The following is a 20,750-nucleotide window of genomic DNA, read 5'->3' as shown; positions in this document are numbered from 1 at the left end:
TAGAATATTTTCTGTTGAAACGCCGTGCGGGTGTAGTTCAATGGTAGAATGTCAGCCTTCCAAGCTGAACACGTGGGTTCGATTCCCATCACCCGCTCCATTTATTTAGCAGCTATGGCTGCTAATCTTTTCTGTGCGCCTTTAACTCAGCTGGATAGAGTAACTGCCTTCTAAGCAGTAAGCCGCTGGTTCGAATCCAGCAAGGCGCGCCATTCCGAAACTCTCCGTTACTTGACTCCATTTAATGGAGAGCTTCGTTTTTATTTATTGAATATGGTGGGTGTAGCTTAGCTGGTTAAAGCGTCGGATTGTGGTCCCGAAGACCGTGGGTTCGAATCCCATCTCCCACCCTCATGAAATAGGCACTTCTGAGAAATCGGAAGTGCTTTTTTCGTTGTTTTTCTAAGATTTTTTCTAATATAAATGTCCCCGCATCTGCGGGGACTCTGTACATTATTTATTATCGGTAATGATATGTTGTCTTTATTTCAGTTTATAGCCTGTTCAAGAGCATTTTTTGCAGCTTCGATAATACCCTTTGAACTGTATGTTGCGCCCGAGCATGCATCTATTCCGTCTGCACTGAGACTGCTCTTTATCTGAGGTATCACCTTGCTCTTTGCGTCATCAAAGAAATCAGGATCATCATCGTCTGCATTAGCTGAAAAGGCAGTTATCGTATCATTTTCAATAGTTATCGAAACGTGCACCTTTCCTGAATATCCTTCGCCTGTGCCCTCAAAGGTACCGTTCTTGAATCTGTAATTCTGCTCCTGAGCTTCTTCCTGTTCATTGTTATCAGGCTGCTCGTCAGTATTTTCAGCTTCTGTAGCTTCTTCCTTTACTGCGTCAGTTACTGCTTCGGTAGTTTTTTCTTTTTTATCGTCGGAAGTTGTAACTGTTGTACCTGACTTCACTGTTGTTGTAGTTTTCGTTCCGTCAGTTGTTGTAACCGCGGTAGTTGAAGCCTGTGTTGTCTCATTTTCAGAAACTTCAACAGCAGCTTTAGGAGATGCACTTAAAACCTTAGTTTGAGTGTTAGTATTTCGTGATAATATTCCGCTGAAGCATAACGGGATAACAAATGCACAGGCACAAACTGAATTCGGAACAAGCTTTGATGTTTTTTCATTCTTTGAAAGGTATGCTTTTCTGAGTCTCATTACAGCATAACCTATGAATACTGAGCTGTATACAAGAACACTGAGGAAATATCCCTCTCTGCCCTTCTGAGCTTTCGGAACGAACAGAACCATGATATGAATATATATCATCGCATAGAAAAGATAAGCAAGACGCTGTATCCTTTTCCATGTTTTTGCGTTCATCTTTTTTCTTACAGCCTTGAATGACATAATTGTCAGCGGCAGCATTATCAATGTCATTGAAAGGGATAAAATACATGTAATGACAAAGTCTCTGTAAGCGTCTCCGCTACCTGTTCTTCCGTCTATAAGGTTGCGTATATACTGCATACCGAATGTAATGATATGTGCCAGTGTAAGAACAGCAGCGGTTATTGAAAGCTCACCGCGTACAGGCATGAGCTTCTTTATTGGAGCAGAGCCGTTCGGAAGAGCACCTGTCCACATTACAACTGCCCAGAACGCTGCTCCAAGTGCTCCGCGGGAAAAAATACCGATAACATAGTCTCTTACAAATCTGCTTGAGATGGTGATATCAGACTGTGTAACAGCTACAGAAGCAACCGTGAGAACAGCTGCTGTAACATAAAATGCAGCAGGGAATTTTTTTAATGGCTTGTCAAGACAAAACGCTATAAAAAGCGCGATAACAAGTGATATAATAAATAACATATATATTACGACCTTTCAGCACTTGACCCCTGTGCCAAAAAGCTCCAGGGGTCATCTGCATTAAAAATATCTGTCACGAATCAATACTTCAATCGTTTTTCTTTCTGAGTACAAATGCTGTAGCACCTGCTAAAGTAAGAACTGCTACAGGAAAAGCCATTCCGTTTACACCTGTCTTAGGACTGTTTGAAGCAGATGTTGTAGTCTTGGCAGTTTTTGTAGTTGTCTTTGTTGTCTTTGCTGTAGTGGTTGCAGTTGTATTCTGAACATCGTTCTTTACCTCAAAGCTGTATGGTGCATTATAGCCCGTTGAGTTAAGAGTGATATTATAAGTACCGTTGTTTTCAAATACCTTTGCATCACTTACAGTTACGTCAAAATCAATAGAACCGTCTTCCTTGAAAAGCTTTATAGCTTTGCTGCCTGTTGCCTTGTAAGAAGTATCATTTATATCAACAGTTGCAAGATTTTTAAGGAAGTTTGCCTTGTCATCATCTGTAAAGCCGTCTGCTGTTGTGAGCTTGCCGTCAGCAAACTTAACAGGTACATCGTCAGTTGAAAGTATGAACTGTGCTGTCATTGGTGCGTACTTGCCATTCTCATCTTCAACATTTACATTGTACTTACCCGGCTTTGCGTCTGTGTAACTGATCTCTGTTTCTGTAACGTTAAGTCCTTCATCAGCAGTGATCACCTTCTTGTAATCCTCAGGGAAGCCTGTGATCGAAAGAGCTGTTCTGCCTGTACCTGCGGAAGCGTCGTCTGCCTTTACTTCGCCTGCAAATCTGATAGGAAGATACTGCTCACCTACATTTACAGTAGTATATCCGTCAAGTGTGATGAATGTTACGGAAGTTACGGTCTTACCCTTTGAGCTTTCATAATCCTCATAGCTTACGTGATTTCCGTGATATTCAACAGTCTTGATACCTGCTGACCATGCATATGAACCGTTTCTCCAGATATTTTCAAGATGACGCATAGCATAGTGGTCATCTTCCTTTGTATTTACTATAACACCGTAAAGAACTGTATTCTCGGGATATCCTGTTACCTTGATCTGATAGTCACCGTAATAGCTGTTTGTGGAAACAGTTGCAGAACCGTCAACAGTCTGCTCGCCGTCTGTGTCAACAAGCTTTGATACGCTGAGAGTATCGCCTGAAAGTGATACTTCCTTGTATGCTGTAGGCTTGCTGTCAAGTACGGTAAATCCGTACTTTTCCTTGAGTGCGTCAACATCGTCTGCTGATGCTTCTACAGGGAAGTTTACACCGAGAATAGTACCGTTTCCATTATTGTATGTACCTTCAACTATCTCGCCCTTGCCGTTCATTCCCCACTTGCCCTTTGTGGTAGCTGATGAGACTGCGTCAACTTCATATGCGTCGTCGATCTCTGCCTTGTAAAAATCAGCATATGGGATATTCATTGTACCGTATACTTTCTCTCCATCAGCAGCCGAAACCGAAAACTGAACTGATGTAAACGCTGATGTAAGCGCTGCTGTACAGACTGCTGCACTAATGATTGAAAAGATCTTTTTCATGTGAATTGCTCCTTTTGTTGTAAAATTAATGATTAATAGTGTTATAACATAATAAACATACATTTAATATTTTACAGCATACAGTAAATCGTGTCAATATGTTTTTTTAATAACATAAATAATTGAAATATATCGATTTTTAGTAAAAAACTGCAAACAGTCTGCCGAATATGAAAAATCCCCGCACTCGTGGAGACTCTTTTTTATCGCTCTCTTTTTTGACATATACTTTAGATAATAACTACTAAAGGGTACATTAGAAAGATATTAATGACGCACAAAAAAATCTGCCTGTATTACTACAGGCAGGTATTTTTCATTATTTCAAAGTAAATTTCAGCATATTCCATGAGCGTGGTGCAAGAATGATATCACCGCTTATTTCCTGCTGTACAGGAGCGACCGCATCAGGCTCATTTACACTGTTGCAGAGTTTCATATCATCGTTTGTCAGAACTGTATGGGATACGAGTCTGTAAGCCTCAAATCCGCTGAGTTCAAGCTCACAGCTCTCATCAGACGAACGATTAACTGCAAACAGAGTGATACCGCTGCCGTTGTCTACTGTGATACTCTCGATAAATGGCACATTGCTGTGATTTTTCGTGTTATAAGTACCGCATTCGCAAACAGTACGCAGTGCCTTTCCTCTTCCGTTGACTGAACTGTAAAGAAACGGATAATAAATTGTCTGAACCCATGTTCTTCCGCCTGTCTCAGTCATAATAGGTGCAATTACATTGACAAGCTGTGCAAGACAAGCGATCTTGACCCTGTCACAATGCCTCAGCAGCGTGATAAGCAGACAGCCTACAACAAGTGCGTCCTCAACGTTATAGATATCCTCTAAAAGCGGCGGAGCGACCTGCCAGTGTTCTATTTTCTTGTCCTGCTCATTGCTGTGGAACCAGATGTTCCACTCGTCAAAGGAAAGCATAATATCCTTATCGGACTTTTTTTCCTCTTTTATCTCATCGCAAATCTTTGCAGTATCTATGATAAACTGCTCCATATCCATTGACGACGCAAGAAAATCTGCGGTGTCATTATCTGGATTGCCATAGTAACTATGCATAGAAACGTAATCCACATGATCGTAGCACTCGCGCAGTACAGTACGTTCCCATTCGCCGAATGTGGGCATAAGCGGACCTGAACTGCCGCAGGCTACAAGCTCTATGGTAGGATCAGTCAGCTTCATAAGCTTTGCGGTCTCACAAGCAAGACGTGCATATTCCTGTGCGGTTTTGTGACCTATCTGCCAGTCGCCGTCCATCTCGTTTCCAAGACACCACAGCTTTACGCCGAAGGGCTTTTCAAAGCCGTTTTTGCGGCGAAGATCTGCATAATATGTATCAGTTTCAAGGTTGCAGTATTCAACGAGATTTCGTGCATCCTCCGCACCTCGCGTACCGAGATTTACAGCCATCATCAATTCAGAGCCCGCACGTTTTACCCATTCCTGAAACTCGTCAACGCCAATTTCATTGGTCTCGATGCTGTTCCAGGCAAGCTCCAGCTTTCGCGGACGCTTTGCTCTGTCTCCGATTCCGTCCTCCCAGTTGTAGTTGGAAACGAAGTTTCCGCCGGGATAACGCACAACAGGTACGTTCAGCGTCTTTACAAGCTCCATTACGTCCTTACGGAAGCCCATATCGTCAGCGCTTTCATGTGACGGCTCATAGATACCGCCGTATACCGCACGACCAAGATGCTCTATAAAAGAGCCGTATATCCTCGGGTCGATATCACCGATAATATTCGAGGTATTTATAGTTATTTTTGCTTTCATAGCTTACACTCCGGATCATATTTATGTAATCATTAATCGCATAAGCCGTCCGTTTTTAATGATCTATCCTGCATATATAAATCAATGCTAAAAATGTAACAATATGCTTTTAATATTCCCATAAATGCAATAATTTAAAATAATGTCTCTTTCAGTATATCCTGCTTTCGTCTCTCTTTATCAGAGAACCATCCTATGCATATACCAGTATCAACCCTTTACAGCACCTGCTGTAAGACCGTCTACGATCTTATTTGAGAATGCGCAGTAAACTACTATAGTAGGTATGATAGCGATTACAATAGCCGCAAACATCTGCGAATAGTTTGTTGCATGAGGTCCGACGAACTTTGAAAGTGCTACAGGCAGCGTCTTTTTGGACTCATCAGAAATGAATACCATTGCTACAAGAAGCTCGTTCCAGTTGCCGATGAAAGTCATAAGACCTGTTACGAAAAGGCCTGTTCTGCCAAGCGGCAGGCATATTTTGAAGAATATCTGGAAGATATTCGCACCCTCCATACAAGCACACTCGATAAGCTCATTAGGAAGTCCCTTGAAGAAGCCTGTCATAATGAATATAGTTATCGGAAGTGAGAAGGTAAGGTAAGGAAGTATAATTCCCGTAAGTGTGTTTGAAAGATTCAGATTTGCAAATCTTGTGAAAAGAGGGATAAGCACACAGTGTACGGGTATCATCATACCTGTAAGGAAATATGTCATGGCAAGCTTTGCACCCTTCCAGCGCATACGTGCAATTCCGAATGCTGCCATAGAACCAATGATCATACTTAATACCAGAGCAGCAACACAAACGATGAACGAGTTAAGTGTTGCTACGCCAAGACGTCCTGCTGTCCACGCAAAGGAATAGTTATCAAATGTTACGTCCTTTGGAAGAGCAAAAGGAGCGGTAAATATCTCCTTATTGGTTTTGAAGGATACATTGAACACCCAGAGTAGGGGGAAGATGTATGTTATAGATATAAGAATAAGAAAGACATATATCAATACCTGTATAGGCGTGATCTTTTTCTTATTCTTAGATGCAGGAGTCAGTTCGGCTACTAAAGATTTTGTACTCATTTGACCCGACCTCCTTACATCTCGTACTGCTCGGTCTTTACGACCTTATTGATAAACAGTGTTACTATCAGACAGAGTACAAGCAGTACTACGCCTATTGCACTTGCATAGCCGTATTTGAAATACTTGAAGCCCTGCTCATAGAGGTGAGTTGCAAGAACCTCTGTACTGTGGTTCGGTCCGCCCTTTGTCATATTATAGATAAGGTCGAAGAACTTCAGTGAGCCTATGGCATTGAGTGACATAGCTGTAGCTATCATCGGCTTTATCAGCGGAAGTGTTATGTATCTGAATGTCTTTGCTTTTGTACAGCCGTCGATATAGCTTGCCTCCATAAGTGACTTGCTTATACCTGATATCTGAGCCATATAAAGCATCATCGACTGACCTACATACTGCCAGAGAGCAACAAAAGCGATTATCCACATAGGAAGGATAATATGTCCCTTTGTATCCATAAGCCAGAGAGGCGGTTCCTCAACGCCCCATTTTTCAAGAAGCTGGTTGATACCGAGCTTAGGGCTGAATATGAACATCCACATAAGACCGAGGGCAGCAGATGAAAGTACGCATGGGAGATATATTATGTTCTTGAATGCATTTCGTCCTACCTTGATGTTTGTCAGCAGTGCTGCGAAGAAAAGACCAACGATAAGCTGTGACACACATGAGAAAATCAGGAAAAATATTGAGTTTTTGAGAGCTATGCCGAATGTTTTATCGGAAAGCAGCGCCTTGTAATTATCAATTCCGATGAAAACAGGGGCAGTAAAGCCTTTATAATCACAGAATGAATAATATACCGACTGAACGATCGGTATAAAAAGCACCAATGTGAACAAAATGAAAGCAGGAAGCATGAAAACAGCGAGTGCCTTCTTGTTCCTAAGCAATTTGTCCATCCTGTAACCACTCCTTTCAGAAGATCAATATAGTGAAAATGTTAAAATAATATAGGGGCGTAGGGTACGCCCCTATAGTTTTTCAAAATAAGTAAGAGATTACTTTCTGCAATTAGCCTTGTAGAATTCCTCCATGTCCTTTGCAGCCTCAGCAGGCTTCATGTCACCAAGGAATACAGAAACCATTGTGTCATCGAAGTGAGCACCTGTCTCAGTAGTAGGCATTGACTCGTTGTAGAAGCCGAATGTACCCTTTGCGCTGCCGAATACGTCCATAACATAACCGAGCTGCTTAGGAGCTGCAGATACATCGTACTGAACCTTTGTTACAGGGATCTTACCGCCTTTTTCAGCTGTGTACTTCTGAGCTGTGTCATCTGTGAAGTACTTGATAAGAGCAGCTGCGCCCTCAGGATTCTTTGTTGTTGAGCTCATGCAGAGTGAGTCAGACTTAGCGATGATTCTGTCAACGCCCGGGAACTGGAATACGCCGCACTTTGACTCAAAGTCAGGGTTAGAACCGTTTATCTGTGCGATAGCCCATGAACCCTGGATAAGGATAGCAGCCTCTTCGTTGTAGAAGTTAGCTGTAGCAACATCGTTTGTATCACCAGCTGCTGTTCTCTGGAAGTATTTTGAAAGATCAAGGAGCTTATTGCAAGCGCTCTCGAGCTTACCGTCTTCCCATGAAGCAGAACCGTCAGCAAGCTTTGAAAGGTCTACGCCCTCTGCCTCACAGAGATAACCTGCTACCATTGAGAGGCACCATGCAGTACCTGCGGAGATAGTTACAGGAGTATAATTTGCAGCCTTGAGCTTCTCGCATGCTTCCATCATTTCGTCCCAGTTGGTAGGTACCTTAGCGCCTGCCTTCTCAAACATCTCTGTATTGTAGAAGCAGCAAGCAGCTGCTGTGTTAAGCGGAACAGCATATATCTTGCCATCGTATGTCTGCTGTGTGAATACAGCATCACTTGTGAATGTATCCTTCCAGCCGTCCTTGTTGAGATAATCATCAAGCGGAGCTGCAACGCCCGGCTCAACATAGTCTGTGAGCTGCGGACCAGGGCTTACGATGAATACGTCAGGTGTATCGCCTGCTGCAACAAGAGCATTGAGCTTGTTGTAATATTCTTCAAGGTTTGTTGTAATAGGAGTTACATGATACTTGCCCTTGAAATCATTATTGAATCTCTCAATAGTCTCCTTATAGCCAAGAGAGATAAGATCCTCGGTAGCATTAAGGTCGTCCCAGAACATCCATGTGATCTCCTGAACCTTTCCGGAGTCACCGCCGCCATTGCCTGAACTGCTTGAACCACCGGAACTGCTGTTGTTGTCACTGCCGCAGCCTACAAGAGTAGTAGCGAACATTGCTGCTGTCATAATTGTTGCTAAGATTCTTCTTTTTTTCATTACTATTACCTCCTGGTTAATCGCCGCACGAAACATACCTACATAATTGTCGTTCGGCAAGTTTTACGGTTGTACCGAATTTGATGTTGCACCTCTTCGGTGTCTTTGTTAATTTTACCATATTATATACAACTTGTCAATAAATATCTGTAATAAAGGCAAAAAAAGATAAACAGGCAAAAAAATTCATATATTTTTCGCAAAAAATGGTTAGAAAAGCCCAAAATTTAACCGCTTTGTAACGCTTTTTTAATAAAATTTACCCTATTTTTTAATAAATCTTCACCATAATCATACCTTCATTTATGCAATATCACACCATTGTGAACGAACCGAAACTGGGATTACCTGTGCCCTTGAAGGTGAACCATATAGCATTCACGCCGTCGGGTATCCTGATATCAGCAGTGGATTTCTTCCATACGTTGCTGTTCTCCACTTCTATCTCTCCAAGTTCTTCACCGTCCCAAGCAGTCTTAACAGCAAAAGTACCGCCGCAATAGCCTCTGGTAGTAATGCTCACCTTAGTGATACCCTTGCAGTCGAAGTATTTGAAGCCTATATTAGTCCCTTCTTTGATATTTGAGATATATCCTATCTCCTCATCACCGTCTTTGCCGTCCTGCACTATGCGTGGGGCATTGAGGTCTCCGATATAGAGCTCGGGGTTCCTGCCGAAGATATTGCAGGCGATATAAGCAGGATATTCGCCCCTGCCCTCCAAAGGACCGCCGTTGAGACCGCAGGAAGTTATCTCAGCCTGATCGAAGCTGCCGTCTGCATTGAGAGTCAGCTTTTCTGCACAGCCCTGCCTTGAGAACCATGTGCCGTTGGTATGTCTGTGATAGAAGATATACCACTCGCCGTTTATTTCGATAATACTGCCGTGGTTGTTGGCTCCGCGGCTTGCAGGCATATCCGCAGGCTTGTAGGTATCTATATGCAGGTCGGTGTTGCTGACCAGCACTCCGCCGTATCTGAAGCCGCCCAGCGGTTCATCGCTGACAGCATAACACAGCTCATGCATGACCTCAGAAGAATATATGAAGTAATATTTACCGTTCACCTTGCGTATGGACGAAGCCTCAAAAAAGGCGTGTCCTTCATACTGAGTACCTTCGCTGTAACATATACCCGGCACTATTGTCTGAGGTTCAGTGATAACAGTCAGCATATCCTTATCAAGCGTAACGACTCTTGCGCCTGTTCTGGACTTGTCACCCTCAGGACAAAATCCGCTGTACATATAAGTCTTATCACCCTCGGTGATAACACCCGGGTCGAACTGCGGCTCGTCCCCTTCTCTCTCGCCGAGGCGTGTACCGTCAGGATAGTGGATATAGCCGTAAAACTCATACTTGCCTGCTGGCTCATCACAAACTGCAACGGACATAACGCCTACCTTGTCAAGTACATAGTAGAGGTAGTATCTTCCGTCAGGACCAACTGTAACATCAGGAGCATAAAGGCACATATGGCCGTCCTTGTTCATGGGGTCGGCGTTCCTTGGATAGATAACTCCCTCATAACGCCAGTTTCCAAGATCGTCGATCGGTGCAGACCAGCACACATAATCCCCCATGCAGAACACATAGCCATTCCAGAAATCATGAGAACCGTAAACGTATACACGGTCGCCGAACACATAGGGCTCACCGTCGGGTATATACTCCCAGCTTGGGAGATAAGGATTGAATGCCTGTTTCTTACTCATAAATAAACCTCCTTATTTCATTGTGTCAAGCAGAAACCTAACAAAACCGCTCTGCTCGGTCGATGCTTTTGCGCCGTCACTTGTAAAAAGCATCTCATTGCGTTCATTATCAGTATAAGGCTTCCATTCGTGAAGCTTATTGCCGTTGATATCAAAGCCGTTAGGATCGCCTGTTTTTATGAAGTTAGCCCAGTAATCACACATCTGTCTCGCAAGATCATAATGTCTGCCCTCATAAGGTCTGCTGCATTTTGCCAGAGTCTCGAAAAAGAACCATAGATCAACTGAATGGAACGTTCCGGGAGCATCTTCACCTGGTATATCTGAAATAAAACGATAGTAATAGCAGTTCTCAGGGGCATTCTGCCCATTATCACCGAGGAAAGCCTTCTTTACCCCAAGCTCAGGCGATGAGATCGGCGAATAACCTGAATCATTCCTGACTCTCGCTTCGGGAAATGAAAAAAACTCCTCAGCCCTGCCGCCGAAATACTCCTCAGCCTTCTCTGACAACTCGTCTTCATCTGCCGCATGAATGTACTCAATAAACTCATCGCCTGTATTTCCGGCCATAACAGGTACGCGGATACGTGTACCGTTTCTGAAAGCTGCCATTGGATCCTGTGTGCAGAAATGTCCGTCCTGCACTATGGTGAAGAACATCTCACCATTATTGCGAAGTTCGGAATACTTGCTGCGAATATAGTCGGCATCAAGCTTTCTTGCCTCTTCAAGCGTCTTAACTCCCAGATACTCAAAGAGCCTTTCCCCCTTTTTCTCTGCCTGTTCAACGCTCTGCGGCAGGAAGAAATCATTTACCGTATATGGTGAGCCGAACATTCCGCTCATTACAACAACCTTTTTGAAATCGCCTTCGTTGTCCATACAAGCCATCTGCGCCATTACGCTGCCGCCCCCTGCGGACTGTCCTGCTATGGTTATATTATCGGGATCACCGCCGAAGTTGGCTATATTGCGCCGAACCCACCTTAGACCTGCCTGTTGGTCGAGACAGCCGAAATTACAAGGTGCATCAGGCTGTTCCTTAGTTAGCTGAGGGTGACAGAGAAATCCAAGTGCACCGAGTCGGTAATTCACAGTAACTACTACTATATCTCTCCTTGCGAGACGTTCACCGTCAAATTCCATCTCGGCGGTATAGCCCCACTGAAAAGCGCCGCCAAAGAACCATACAAGTACGGGCTTGCGCTCATTGGCGGACTTTGCATTAGTCCATACATTGAGATAGAGACAGTCCTCGCCCATAGGTATATCAGGATCAACGTGCCATTCACGACAGTATATATCGTCGCCTAACCCCGGTGTGTCCTGAACGGATATGGGTGCGAACTCAAAACAGTCGCGCACGCCTTCCCAGTTTTCGGCAGGCTGTGGAGCGCGCCAGCGATTCTCCCCCACAGGCGGAGCGGCAAAGGGTATGCCCTTGAATGAGGTTATTCTTGGGTCGGCTGCGGGCAGACCTCGCACCTGTCCGTTTTCGGTATTTGCTATCCTTAACATGATATCAACTCCTTTATCATGAAATGATTTATATTATTCTGAAAACATTTTAACATCAAACAATATAAATTGCAAGACATAACAAGTAATTATCTGACCGCTTTTTGCTATATTTATTTACAGCTTTTCAAATATACTTTGCCTCATCTTTGGCATAAACAAAAAGGACTGCCGCAGCAGTCCATTTTTCTTTAATTGAATATCACATTATCGGAAGGCAAAGTTCGATCATCGGATGATCGTGGATATTAACAAGTCTCATTGACCCTTTTTCCATTTCCAGAATTTTTTTCACATACATCAGCTGTATGATAAATCTGCTTTCGTTTGCATTATCACATATACATCTTCTGGAAGAAGTAATATCATACTGAGCAAGAACTTTTTGAGTAAAAGGCTTTCCCATATTATTAATTGAGAAAATGCACATATCTCTTTCAGTACACATATCGACCTTCAGGCAGCTTTCCGAATTATTGGTATATCTCTCAAGGCAGCCTATAGCGACCTGAAATGCCCTTAAAGTTTCGGCGGCATATATCCTGAGCTCCTTATCATATACCGCAAGAGCGTTTTTATTTATATCAGCAGGATCATCTGTTATTATATCATTATCCTGCTTGATATAAGATAACAGCTCATATACGGAACACAGAGACATATTATACCTTTCAAGACAAAATGTGTTAAGGTATTGTATAAGGTTCTCAATGAATTGCTGTGAATCATCAGACGCCGCTTTAATATCTTCGAGAAATTCTGTCTGTTGGGCATCAAGATCCGAGCCTGCAAGCAATTCAATATTACCCTGAGTTATTGTATTAAGCGAATTAAGATCATGTGAAGAAATAGAAGTCAGAAACAGAAACTCATTTTTCTGATTCAGTTCGTCACTGAATTTATTATACAGCTTCTCTTTATACTTAAAGAAACAGTTATTTATCTCGTCTATTTCCGATATAAGAAAAGCACAGCGATCGTCAGGATTTACATTCAAACGGTTATAGCTTTTTTTCAGCAAACCATTTATATCTGAATAAATACGCTCAATAAGCAAAAAAGAATTTAAAGAAATTATGATGATCCAGCCGCTGAGCACGATTATCCAGAAATTGCTATTGCAAAAACTTAATAACGGAAAACTGATATGGACCATATAAAAGAACGCCAATAAAATATATATCCCAACGGGAAGTGCGAAAAAAAATGTAATGCATTGAAAAATAATGCGTTTAAAGGTTTTGACGATCAAACACTTCAAGCTTATTTTTTCCAACAATAACCGCCCCCCCATACAGTAAAGATAGGATCCAGACCAAACGGTTTGAATTTCTTTCTTATCTGATAGATGTACTCAGAAATCGAACGTATCTGAGTATCGGTACTCAAAGGGTAAACGCAGTCATATATTTCTTCCGAGGAAAAAACGCGGTTTGAGTTATCGGAAAGAAGCTTGATTATATTATATTCTTTTTTAGTAAGGAAAAAAGAACTGTCATTTATTACGACCTTAAGATCAGAGAGCTCTATAAACCTGTCATTGACACGAAGGCTCGTCTTTTTCTTGCTATATCTTTCTTCCCTGCGAAGATGCATTTTTACTCTTGCTTTCAGTTCTTTTACACTGAAGGGCTTAGCGATAAAATCATCGCCGCCAGAAGTAATACAGTCGATAATATTATCTTCACAGCTTTTAGCTGAAATAAAAATTATCGGTATCTTTATTTCATTGCGTATCATTTTGCAGATATCAATACCGCTGTTTGGCATTACCATATCAAGCAGTATGAGATCAAACCCCATAAAATCACATAAATTGATATCTTCTACAGAATTGCGTGTATGCAACTCATATGATTCATTTGACAAAGAATTTTTTATTAAACGTATTATAGCCGGATCGTCATCTATTATAAGAATTTTGTACATGTCAATTTTTCCCCAATAATGATCCGATCTGAAAAAAGCCCCCAACTTTTGTTGAATTATCAGAAGCAGATCATAAAAATAGTATATGTGTGAGTAGATGTGTGTATAAATTTTTAGAAATATGTAAAAAGTTAATTAGTGCACATTCAATAACCTCATACATAAGGCTATTGCAATGAAAAATATCAAGTGGCACAGCTTCATTATTTATAAATAAAAAAGCTTTTAACTATGTGTATTATTATATCATTATTTTTAGTTTTAATCAATACTTGTACAAATTATTCTATTAATCGCTCATTTCCATCAAAATGCCTGAAAAACGTTTGTGCATTTTAGCCAAATTTGCTCTAAAAGGTCATTTTTTTGATTTTTTTCTGATAATTCTTATTTACAATATAGACATCTTAAGCCTGAAGTTCGCTTCATGTATAAGAAATTCAGTGATATAAAGTGTTTCCGGTAATTTATATCACATTAAAGAAAGGAGGATACATGCTATGACATACAGCAAGCCAAAATTTGAACAAATTGCTTCTTTCAAGAAAGATACACTGGGTATTTTATTTGGTAAGAAATTAGACGTTTTCGGTTCTAAGGGTATTTTTATTTGGGATTTATAATACTTAAAATGAAGTCGGATTCTGCAGCATTTCCGGAAACAATGCTGCAGAAAATGCTTCATTACATTATTATTATTATTATTTTAACCATTACTTTTGTCGATCTTTCAACAGTCAAGCACGTTTAATAAATTGTTCATAAATTGTTTGTGCATTTTATATAAACTTTACCCCAAATGATATTTTCTGAAAAATTTCTGAAAATTCGGATTTATAATAAAAGCATCTTAAACGTGAGGTTCACCTCATGTATAAGAAATACGATGATATAAAGGTTTCTGGTAATTTATATCACATTTAAGAAGGGAGGATACATATCATGACATACAATAAGCCAAGCTTTGAGAAGGTTGCTTCTTTCAAGAACAGCACAATGGGTCTTTGGACAGGTAAGTGGACTGACATTTTCGGTGGTAGAGCAATCATCAAGATCGAAATCGGTTTCTAATGATGTTTAAAAATGAAGTTAAAATCTGCAGCATTTTCAGAAACAAGTGTTGCAGAAAATGCTTCATTTCAATTTTATAAAAAAAGAGGTGAAAAAAATGACATACAATAAGCCAAGCTTTGAGAAGGTTGCTTCTTTCAAGAATAAAACAATGGGCCTTTGGTTCGGCAATTTTAAGGATCTCTTCGGCGGAAAGATATACATTGCTCTTAGTCCTGCATGGTAAGCAAGCATTTTTACTATTAAACAAATAAAATCATATTGCATTAATGTATGATTTTATTTGTTTAATAGCTAAATAATATCGCATTACAAATGATATTTTCTGAAAAATTTCTGAAAATTCGGATTTATAATAAAAGCATCTTAAACGTGAATTTCACTTCATGTATAAGAAATACGATGATATAAAGGTTTCTGGTAATTTATATCACATTTAGGAAGGGAGGATACATATCATGACATACAATAAGCCAAGCTTTGAGAAGGTTGCTTCTTTCAAGAACAGCACAATGGGTCTTTGTTTCGGTAAATGGAATGACATTTTCGGTGGTAGAGCAATCATCAAGATCGAAATCGGTTTCTAATGATGTTTAAAATGAAGTTAAAATCTGCAGCATTTTCAGAAACAGGTGATGCAGAAAATGCTTTATTTCAATTTTATAAAAAAAGAGGTGAAAAAAATGACATACAATAAGCCAAGCTTTGAGAAGGTTGCTTCTTTCAAGGATAACACAATGGGTGTTTGGTTCGGTAAGTGGACTGACATTTTCGGTGGTAGAGCATTCATTCACGTTGAATGGTAAGGCATTCATCTACACCGTGATCGGTTAATGCTGTTTAAAAATAAGTTGAGATCTGCAGCATTTTCAGAAACAAGTGTTGTAGAAAATGCTGCGTTTTCACTTAATATAAAAAAAGAGGTAAAAAAATGACATACAATAAGCCAAGCGTTGAAAAGGTCGCTTCATTCAAGGATAACACAATGGGTCTTTGGTACGGTAAATTTCGTGACATTTTCGGTGCTAAAACATACTTTAATTTAGCATGGAATTAATGCTGTTAAAAATCAAGTTGAGATTTGCAGCATTTTACTATTAAACAAATAAAATCATATAGTATTAATGTATGATTTTATTTGTTTAATTATAAAATACAAAAGGAGAGGGTTGACCGTTGGAATCAAAAAATATAAAAGAATTCACTCTCGGCACTTCGGGCAATAAAAAGCTGATGATCCTTAATAAAGACAGCTATACTTTCCGTGATCTCGGAAACAAAAAACTATATTATCCCGAAAAGTACGATAAAGAAATTGAAAATAATATAGAAAAAATGATAAAGCTCGAAAAAGAATCACTAATAACCGATCTTCAGGACAGATTCCTTACAGGCGTATTTGCTCTTGAGGTAGACAGTGATTGGATCATTTTCGGGCCTTTTCTTGATACTTCTCTATCATACTGCAAGACTGAAAGTGAGATATTAATAAGTGACTCTGCTTTTGATATAGCATACAAAAAGCAGTTTAAGGTTTCTAAATCTTCTATTTCGGCTTATCTTGTAACAGGACTGCCATTTGAGCCTTTCAGCAATATGTCTTTCTGGGATGAGATATCAAAAATAAATCCTTTCCGCATTTTAAAGATAAGCTCAGGCAATATTACTGAGTGCGAAATGACTAATGCTTTTAAAGTTGATCATGACATTGATAAGGTCACAAAGGATCTGCGTGATACTATAATATCAAACATATACAATCAGAATAGTCAATTCGACTCTGTGTCCTGTGACGTATCAGGCGGTGTGGATTCGGCAAGCATTGCTTATGTCGTAAACAAGATATCAGGACAGCCTATGATATTCCATGCTGAATCAGATGAATCAGCAAACAGTGATACAAAATGGGCACAATATATCGCTGATGATCTTCGCATTGAGCTTAACAAACTGCCTTCGATCGATAAGAACAGTTCACGTTTTTCAGTAGATAAAGAATACATTGGAAGCAATGTTCCTGATTCTCCGCTTCTATGGGGCGATACCGAAGGATACGTAAAAGAAATGCTGTGCAAGCTGCCCGAAAAGGACAAACATCTGCATATGATAGGAATCGGAGGCGATGAACTCTTTACATACATCCCTTCTGTACCGTGGTCGATCATAAGAGAAGAAGGCGTTGTAAGGAGTATACCGCTGATTTTTAAGTATTGTATTCTTTCAAGAAGATCATTCCTGAAATGTATCAAGGATCTTACAAATAAAACCTCACTCAAGGACGAAGTAAAACAATCAATAGACAATGGCTTTGGCAGCAAAAAGAAAAACAAACGTCAATTATCATGGTCTGAAGATGTGATATTCCCTTCATGGCTGACGGATTCAGCAAAAGAATCTGCCCACAGCAAGATCAATTCATTATTTTCCAATCAGTTCTATGAATTATCTGATGACAGGTCTCATTACCAGAGAATACAGTCTATTCTATTCCAGAAAGAAATATTTTCACAGATAGTCCATGTTGCAGGTGATGAAATAGGTTGGTATGCTCCGTTTCTTGATGCAAAAGTCATAAAAACCGCACTGACCCTTCCATCAAGATACTGTACCGATCCTCAGAAAACAAAACCTATGCTCTATGAAGCGCTTAAAGGTATAGTTCCGCTTGAAGTATTCACCCGCGGCGTAAAAGGTGATTATTCATCTGCTTTTTACAATGATTACCGCGCTGCTGCAGCCAAATGGATGGGCAAAACAAAAGAATTCTTTCTTTCAAAACTTGACGTAATAAACCACGAATCTCTTGACCGAGAGCTTTCTATGCCATCATCAAATTTCGAACGTGTTGATTTCTTTATGCGTGTATGCAATATTGAAAGATGGCTGAGACAAGTAAATAAATATATAGAAATAGGTGTTTAATTATGGGATTATTCAAAAGAAAAATTGAATTAAAAATAACAGAACAGGAAAACGGTGCTATTGTATTTGACAAGACACACGGTGTTTATTTCCAGACAAATAATGTCGGCACTTTTATATTACAGCAGCTTAGCGGCGGCAAAAATTCAGCAGAAATAACAGATGCAGTTGCAGAAAATTTCAATATTGACAGAACTCAGGCTGAAACTGACGTAAATGAGTTTTTAGATTCTCTTAAAAAGGCAGGTATTGCATAATGGATCTTCAGCTTACAAAGGAAAAATATATCCATGTAGGATTCAAACTCAAATTTTTAGCAGCTTTTGCTTTGCTGATATCTGCTCCGCTCATACTGTTTTCACCTAAAAGGATTGAAAAAATACTGACAGCTATTACTAAGAAAAAGCCTCTTGCCACTTTAACGCAAGCCGAAACCGCAAGAGGAGCTATTTGCTATGTCAGCAAAAAATGCCGTAATCAGGACAGATGTCTGAAAAGATCAATTGCTGCAACAGTACTTCTTGCTTTGCAGGGAAAAAGAGTAAGCTGGTGTACAGGCTACTGCATGGACCCGTTCAGAGCTCACGCATGGATCGAAGTCTACGGAAGACCTGCCGGTGAACCTAAGGAAGTAGACTCTTTCGTTAAGGTTATAAAGACCCCTGACGAAACGGAAGTACCGAAAGGAATGGAAATGGAAGAAAACGAAAAGAAACCTGAAGAAATTGAAAATAACAAAGAGATCCATGTAAAGATACGCGATCTGTTTGCACTGGTATCAGACAAAAAGAAGTATTTCCTGATCGTTATGATCCTCGGTGTTATTGCATCAATCTTTACGTTGATACAGCCTGATCTTGTATCCGACATCATAAACAATGTAAATACAGATACAAATATTTCTTCAAAGATCGGTATACTCATCGGAGTTATATTAGGTTCAACAATTATAACAACCCTGCAGTATTATCTCCTTCAGATAATAAGTGAAGAGGCTGTTTTCCGTTCACGTAAAGACCTTATCAGCCATATTCTTCAATTACCGATAGCTAATTATTCCAAATGGTCATCAGGTGATCTGATAAGCAGACTGACAGGTGATACCTCTAAATTAAGAGCAGGTATCATTCAGTCAACCGTTGCTTTGTCAAGCGGATTGCTTCTTGCTATAGGAGCATCAATAGGATTGCTTTTAAAAGACTTTACTTTGTTCCTTGTAACTATAATATCTATTTTTGTTTCTTTTGTGCTGATAGCATTAATGTCCGTCATCATTCAGAAAGCAAGTTATGAAGCTCAGAAAGGTATGGGTAAGCTCAGCGGCAAATTAGGTCAGTCACTGCGTGGTATAAGAACTATACGTTCAACAAACGAGACCAAGAATGAATTGAAAAAAACAGTTGATGAGGCTGAAAATGTCAAGTCTCTCAGCCTGAAGCTTGCAAAGTATCAGGCATTTATGACACCTGTCTCAAACCTCGGCCTCCAGTTATGCGGAATGGCAGTTATCGGCATCGGCGGATGGCGTGTATCAAAAGGAGAGATGTCTGTAGGTGATCTTACATCATTTGTCCTGCTGCTTTACATAGCTATATCCCCTTTCCAGCAGATCTTCTCAACGATCTCCACACTCGCTGATTCTGTCGGTTCATTGAAGCGCATCAAGGAGATCAGCAGTATGCCTCTTGAAGACCAGTTTGATATCATAATTGATAATAAAAAAGAAACAGACGATCATGCGATCACTTTCAACAATGTAACATTCTCTTATGTTCAGCACGTTCTCGGACAGGAAACAGAGGAATTTGACGAAAATGTAATTCTGAGAGATGTATCGTTCTCGATAAATAATGGTGAATGTGTGGCTATCGTCGGACCTTCGGGCGCAGGAAAAAGTACAGTCCTTCAGCTTATAGAGCGATTTTATGAGCTTAACAACGGAACTATCTGTGTATACGGCAAAGACTACCACACCATGTCAAGAGAAGAGCTCAGAAGCAAGATCACGTATATTGAGCAGAATGCACCTTTACTCAGCGGTACTATATACGACAACCTTAAAGTCGGCAATAATAACGTAACAGAAGAAAAGTGCATGGAAGCTCTTGAAAAAGTTAATCTTTCATATCTCGTAACTAATCGCTCGAAAGGTTTGTATTCTGTTATTGATGAAAACGGTACAGGTCTTTCAGGCGGTGAAAAGCAGAGACTCGCTATGGCAAGAGCATTACTGTCGGATACTGATATTATCATACTCGATGAGCTTACATCAAATCTCGACAGTATCAATGAACGCATAATCAAAGATGTTGTAGAAGAGCTGCGCGGAACAAAAACCATCATTATGGTAGCCCACAGATTATCAACAACAATGAATGCAGATAATATCTACGTATTGGAACACGGAAGAATAGTCGGAAAAGGAAATCACGATGAACTTATCAAAACTGTTCCTCTGTATTATGAACTTGCCAAAGAACAAATGCTTGTTTCTTAACCATATAAAACAAAACAGACACATGATCCTTCGCGGTCATGTGTCTGTTTGTTTATAGCTTTATCTCAATTGTATTACTTGCGGAACCTGTTTTGATATCGAGAAACAGCTTATCACTGTCAGGCATATCATTCAGTGCATACCACCCTGCGTTTTCACCCGATATGGAAATATCGGAAGAAGACGCTTTTTTTGTTTCATCAGAATAATATGTAAAGCTGTATTTTCCTTTGTATCCGATATAAAGATACATTGCCGGAAAAGCACTGTTTTTATTATTGTTGATATAATACACGCAGCTTATATCATCAACGACCTTTTCGTAACGTGTATATCCGGGCAGCTCACTGCTGCATGAAAAACTGTCCGCATAGCTGTTATCGGCACATATTTCAAATCCCGGCGATTCAGGTGCATTTAGTTTTTTATCGTTATTGACCGATAACACCAGACATGATAATATCAAAATCACAAAAAAGCATATGAGAAAAAAATTGAAAGGCTCAACATGACGTCTGCCGCCGTCTTTTGTCT

The 20,750-nt window shown here is 40.2% G+C and carries 20 protein-coding genes and 3 tRNA genes; 12 read left to right on the top strand and 11 right to left on the bottom strand.

Features of this window, described 5'->3' with window-relative positions:
- Positions 1–26: 26 nt before the first annotated feature.
- The 3 genes from L870_RS0109195 to L870_RS0109185 all read left to right on the top strand — a co-directional run bounded on the left by L870_RS0109195 (position 27) and on the right by L870_RS0109185 (position 351).
- A tRNA-Gly gene (locus tag L870_RS0109195) sits at positions 27–100 on the top strand.
- Between the two features lie 35 nt (positions 101–135).
- Positions 136–212 (top strand) — tRNA-Arg (locus L870_RS0109190).
- Positions 213–275: 63 nt separating this feature from the next.
- Positions 276–351 (top strand) — tRNA-His (locus L870_RS0109185).
- A gap of 137 nt (positions 352–488) precedes the next feature.
- Here the strand turns inward: L870_RS0109185 and L870_RS0109180 are convergent.
- The 10 genes from L870_RS0109180 to L870_RS0109135 all read right to left on the bottom strand — a co-directional run bounded on the left by L870_RS0109180 (position 489) and on the right by L870_RS0109135 (position 13,726).
- A complete protein-coding gene (locus tag L870_RS0109180; protein ID WP_028517905.1) occupies positions 489–1,817 on the bottom strand; it encodes an FMN-binding protein in 1,329 nt (442 codons plus the stop codon).
- An 88-nt stretch (positions 1,818–1,905) separates the two neighbouring features.
- Entirely contained in the window at positions 1,906–3,366 is a 1,461-nt protein-coding gene (locus L870_RS0109175; protein ID WP_028517904.1) for an NPXTG-anchored protein, read from the bottom strand.
- Positions 3,367–3,685: 319 nt separating this feature from the next.
- Positions 3,686–5,158, bottom strand: a complete 1,473-nt coding sequence (gene arfA / locus L870_RS0109170; RefSeq protein ID WP_037271690.1) for an arabinosylfuranosidase ArfA — start codon at positions 5,156–5,158, stop codon at positions 3,686–3,688.
- Between the two features lie 210 nt (positions 5,159–5,368).
- Positions 5,369–6,244: a carbohydrate ABC transporter permease gene (locus L870_RS0109165; RefSeq protein ID WP_051411482.1), complete on the bottom strand. Its 876-nt coding sequence runs from the start codon at positions 6,242–6,244 to the stop codon at positions 5,369–5,371.
- Between the two features lie 14 nt (positions 6,245–6,258).
- A complete protein-coding gene (locus L870_RS0109160) occupies positions 6,259–7,146 on the bottom strand; it encodes a carbohydrate ABC transporter permease (RefSeq protein WP_028517901.1) in 888 nt (295 codons plus the stop codon).
- A gap of 99 nt (positions 7,147–7,245) precedes the next feature.
- Complete coding sequence (locus tag L870_RS0109155; RefSeq protein WP_028517900.1) at positions 7,246–8,562, bottom strand: ABC transporter substrate-binding protein; 1,317 nt, start codon at positions 8,560–8,562, stop codon at positions 7,246–7,248.
- A gap of 313 nt (positions 8,563–8,875) precedes the next feature.
- Positions 8,876–10,276, bottom strand: coding sequence for a family 43 glycosylhydrolase (locus L870_RS0109150; RefSeq protein WP_028517899.1), 1,401 nt, complete (start codon positions 10,274–10,276; stop codon positions 8,876–8,878).
- Positions 10,277–10,288: 12 nt separating this feature from the next.
- The gene (locus L870_RS0109145) at positions 10,289–11,797 is read right to left on the bottom strand and encodes a carboxylesterase/lipase family protein (RefSeq protein ID WP_028517898.1); all 1,509 of its coding nucleotides are present in this window, start codon (positions 11,795–11,797) and stop codon (positions 10,289–10,291) included.
- Positions 11,798–11,999: 202 nt separating this feature from the next.
- Complete coding sequence (locus tag L870_RS0109140) at positions 12,000–12,953, bottom strand: histidine kinase (protein WP_155250175.1); 954 nt, start codon at positions 12,951–12,953, stop codon at positions 12,000–12,002.
- Positions 12,954–13,060: 107 nt separating this feature from the next.
- Positions 13,061–13,726, bottom strand: a complete 666-nt coding sequence (locus L870_RS0109135) for a response regulator transcription factor (protein WP_037271688.1) — start codon at positions 13,724–13,726, stop codon at positions 13,061–13,063.
- A gap of 500 nt (positions 13,727–14,226) precedes the next feature.
- On the opposite strand from L870_RS0109135, the gene L870_RS20055 reads away from it, so the two are divergent.
- From L870_RS20055 to L870_RS0109085, 9 genes are all read left to right on the top strand, one after another.
- Positions 14,227–14,349 carry a putative RiPP precursor gene (locus tag L870_RS20055; protein WP_155250174.1) on the top strand — a complete coding sequence of 41 codons (123 nt, stop codon included), beginning with the start codon at positions 14,227–14,229 and terminating at the stop codon, positions 14,347–14,349.
- A gap of 319 nt (positions 14,350–14,668) precedes the next feature.
- Positions 14,669–14,797 (top strand): putative RiPP precursor, encoded by a 129-nt coding sequence (locus L870_RS20050; RefSeq protein ID WP_155250173.1) that lies wholly within the window; start codon positions 14,669–14,671, stop codon positions 14,795–14,797.
- Between the two features lie 97 nt (positions 14,798–14,894).
- Entirely contained in the window at positions 14,895–15,023 is a 129-nt protein-coding gene (locus tag L870_RS20045; protein ID WP_155250172.1) for a putative RiPP precursor, read from the top strand.
- Between the two features lie 232 nt (positions 15,024–15,255).
- On the top strand, positions 15,256–15,384 hold the full coding sequence (locus tag L870_RS20040) for a putative RiPP precursor (protein ID WP_155250171.1): 129 nt from the start codon (positions 15,256–15,258) through the stop codon (positions 15,382–15,384).
- A gap of 96 nt (positions 15,385–15,480) precedes the next feature.
- The gene (locus tag L870_RS20035; protein WP_155250170.1) at positions 15,481–15,603 is read left to right on the top strand and encodes a putative RiPP precursor; all 123 of its coding nucleotides are present in this window, start codon (positions 15,481–15,483) and stop codon (positions 15,601–15,603) included.
- 125 nt (positions 15,604–15,728) lie between these two features.
- Positions 15,729–15,854 (top strand): putative RiPP precursor, encoded by a 126-nt coding sequence (locus tag L870_RS20030; RefSeq protein WP_155250169.1) that lies wholly within the window; start codon positions 15,729–15,731, stop codon positions 15,852–15,854.
- Between the two features lie 119 nt (positions 15,855–15,973).
- Positions 15,974–17,719, top strand: a complete 1,746-nt coding sequence (locus L870_RS0109095; RefSeq protein ID WP_028517895.1) for an asparagine synthase-related protein — start codon at positions 15,974–15,976, stop codon at positions 17,717–17,719.
- A 2-nt stretch (positions 17,720–17,721) separates the two neighbouring features.
- The gene (locus L870_RS0109090) at positions 17,722–17,976 is read left to right on the top strand and encodes a PqqD family protein (protein WP_028517894.1); all 255 of its coding nucleotides are present in this window, start codon (positions 17,722–17,724) and stop codon (positions 17,974–17,976) included.
- Entirely contained in the window at positions 17,976–20,216 is a 2,241-nt protein-coding gene (locus tag L870_RS0109085) for a lasso peptide biosynthesis B2 protein (protein ID WP_028517893.1), read from the top strand. Before L870_RS0109090 ends, L870_RS0109085 begins: the two co-directional genes overlap by 1 nt.
- A gap of 52 nt (positions 20,217–20,268) precedes the next feature.
- Here the strand turns inward: L870_RS0109085 and L870_RS0109080 are convergent, their stop codons facing one another.
- Positions 20,269–20,664, bottom strand: a complete 396-nt coding sequence (locus L870_RS0109080; RefSeq protein ID WP_155250168.1) for a hypothetical protein — start codon at positions 20,662–20,664, stop codon at positions 20,269–20,271.
- Positions 20,665–20,750 lie beyond the last annotated feature (86 nt).

This window comes from Ruminococcus flavefaciens ATCC 19208 (assembly GCF_000518765.1).
Taxonomy (GTDB): domain Bacteria; phylum Bacillota; class Clostridia; order Oscillospirales; family Ruminococcaceae; genus Ruminococcus; species Ruminococcus flavefaciens.
This window is presented reverse-complemented; position numbering and strand designations above follow the sequence as displayed.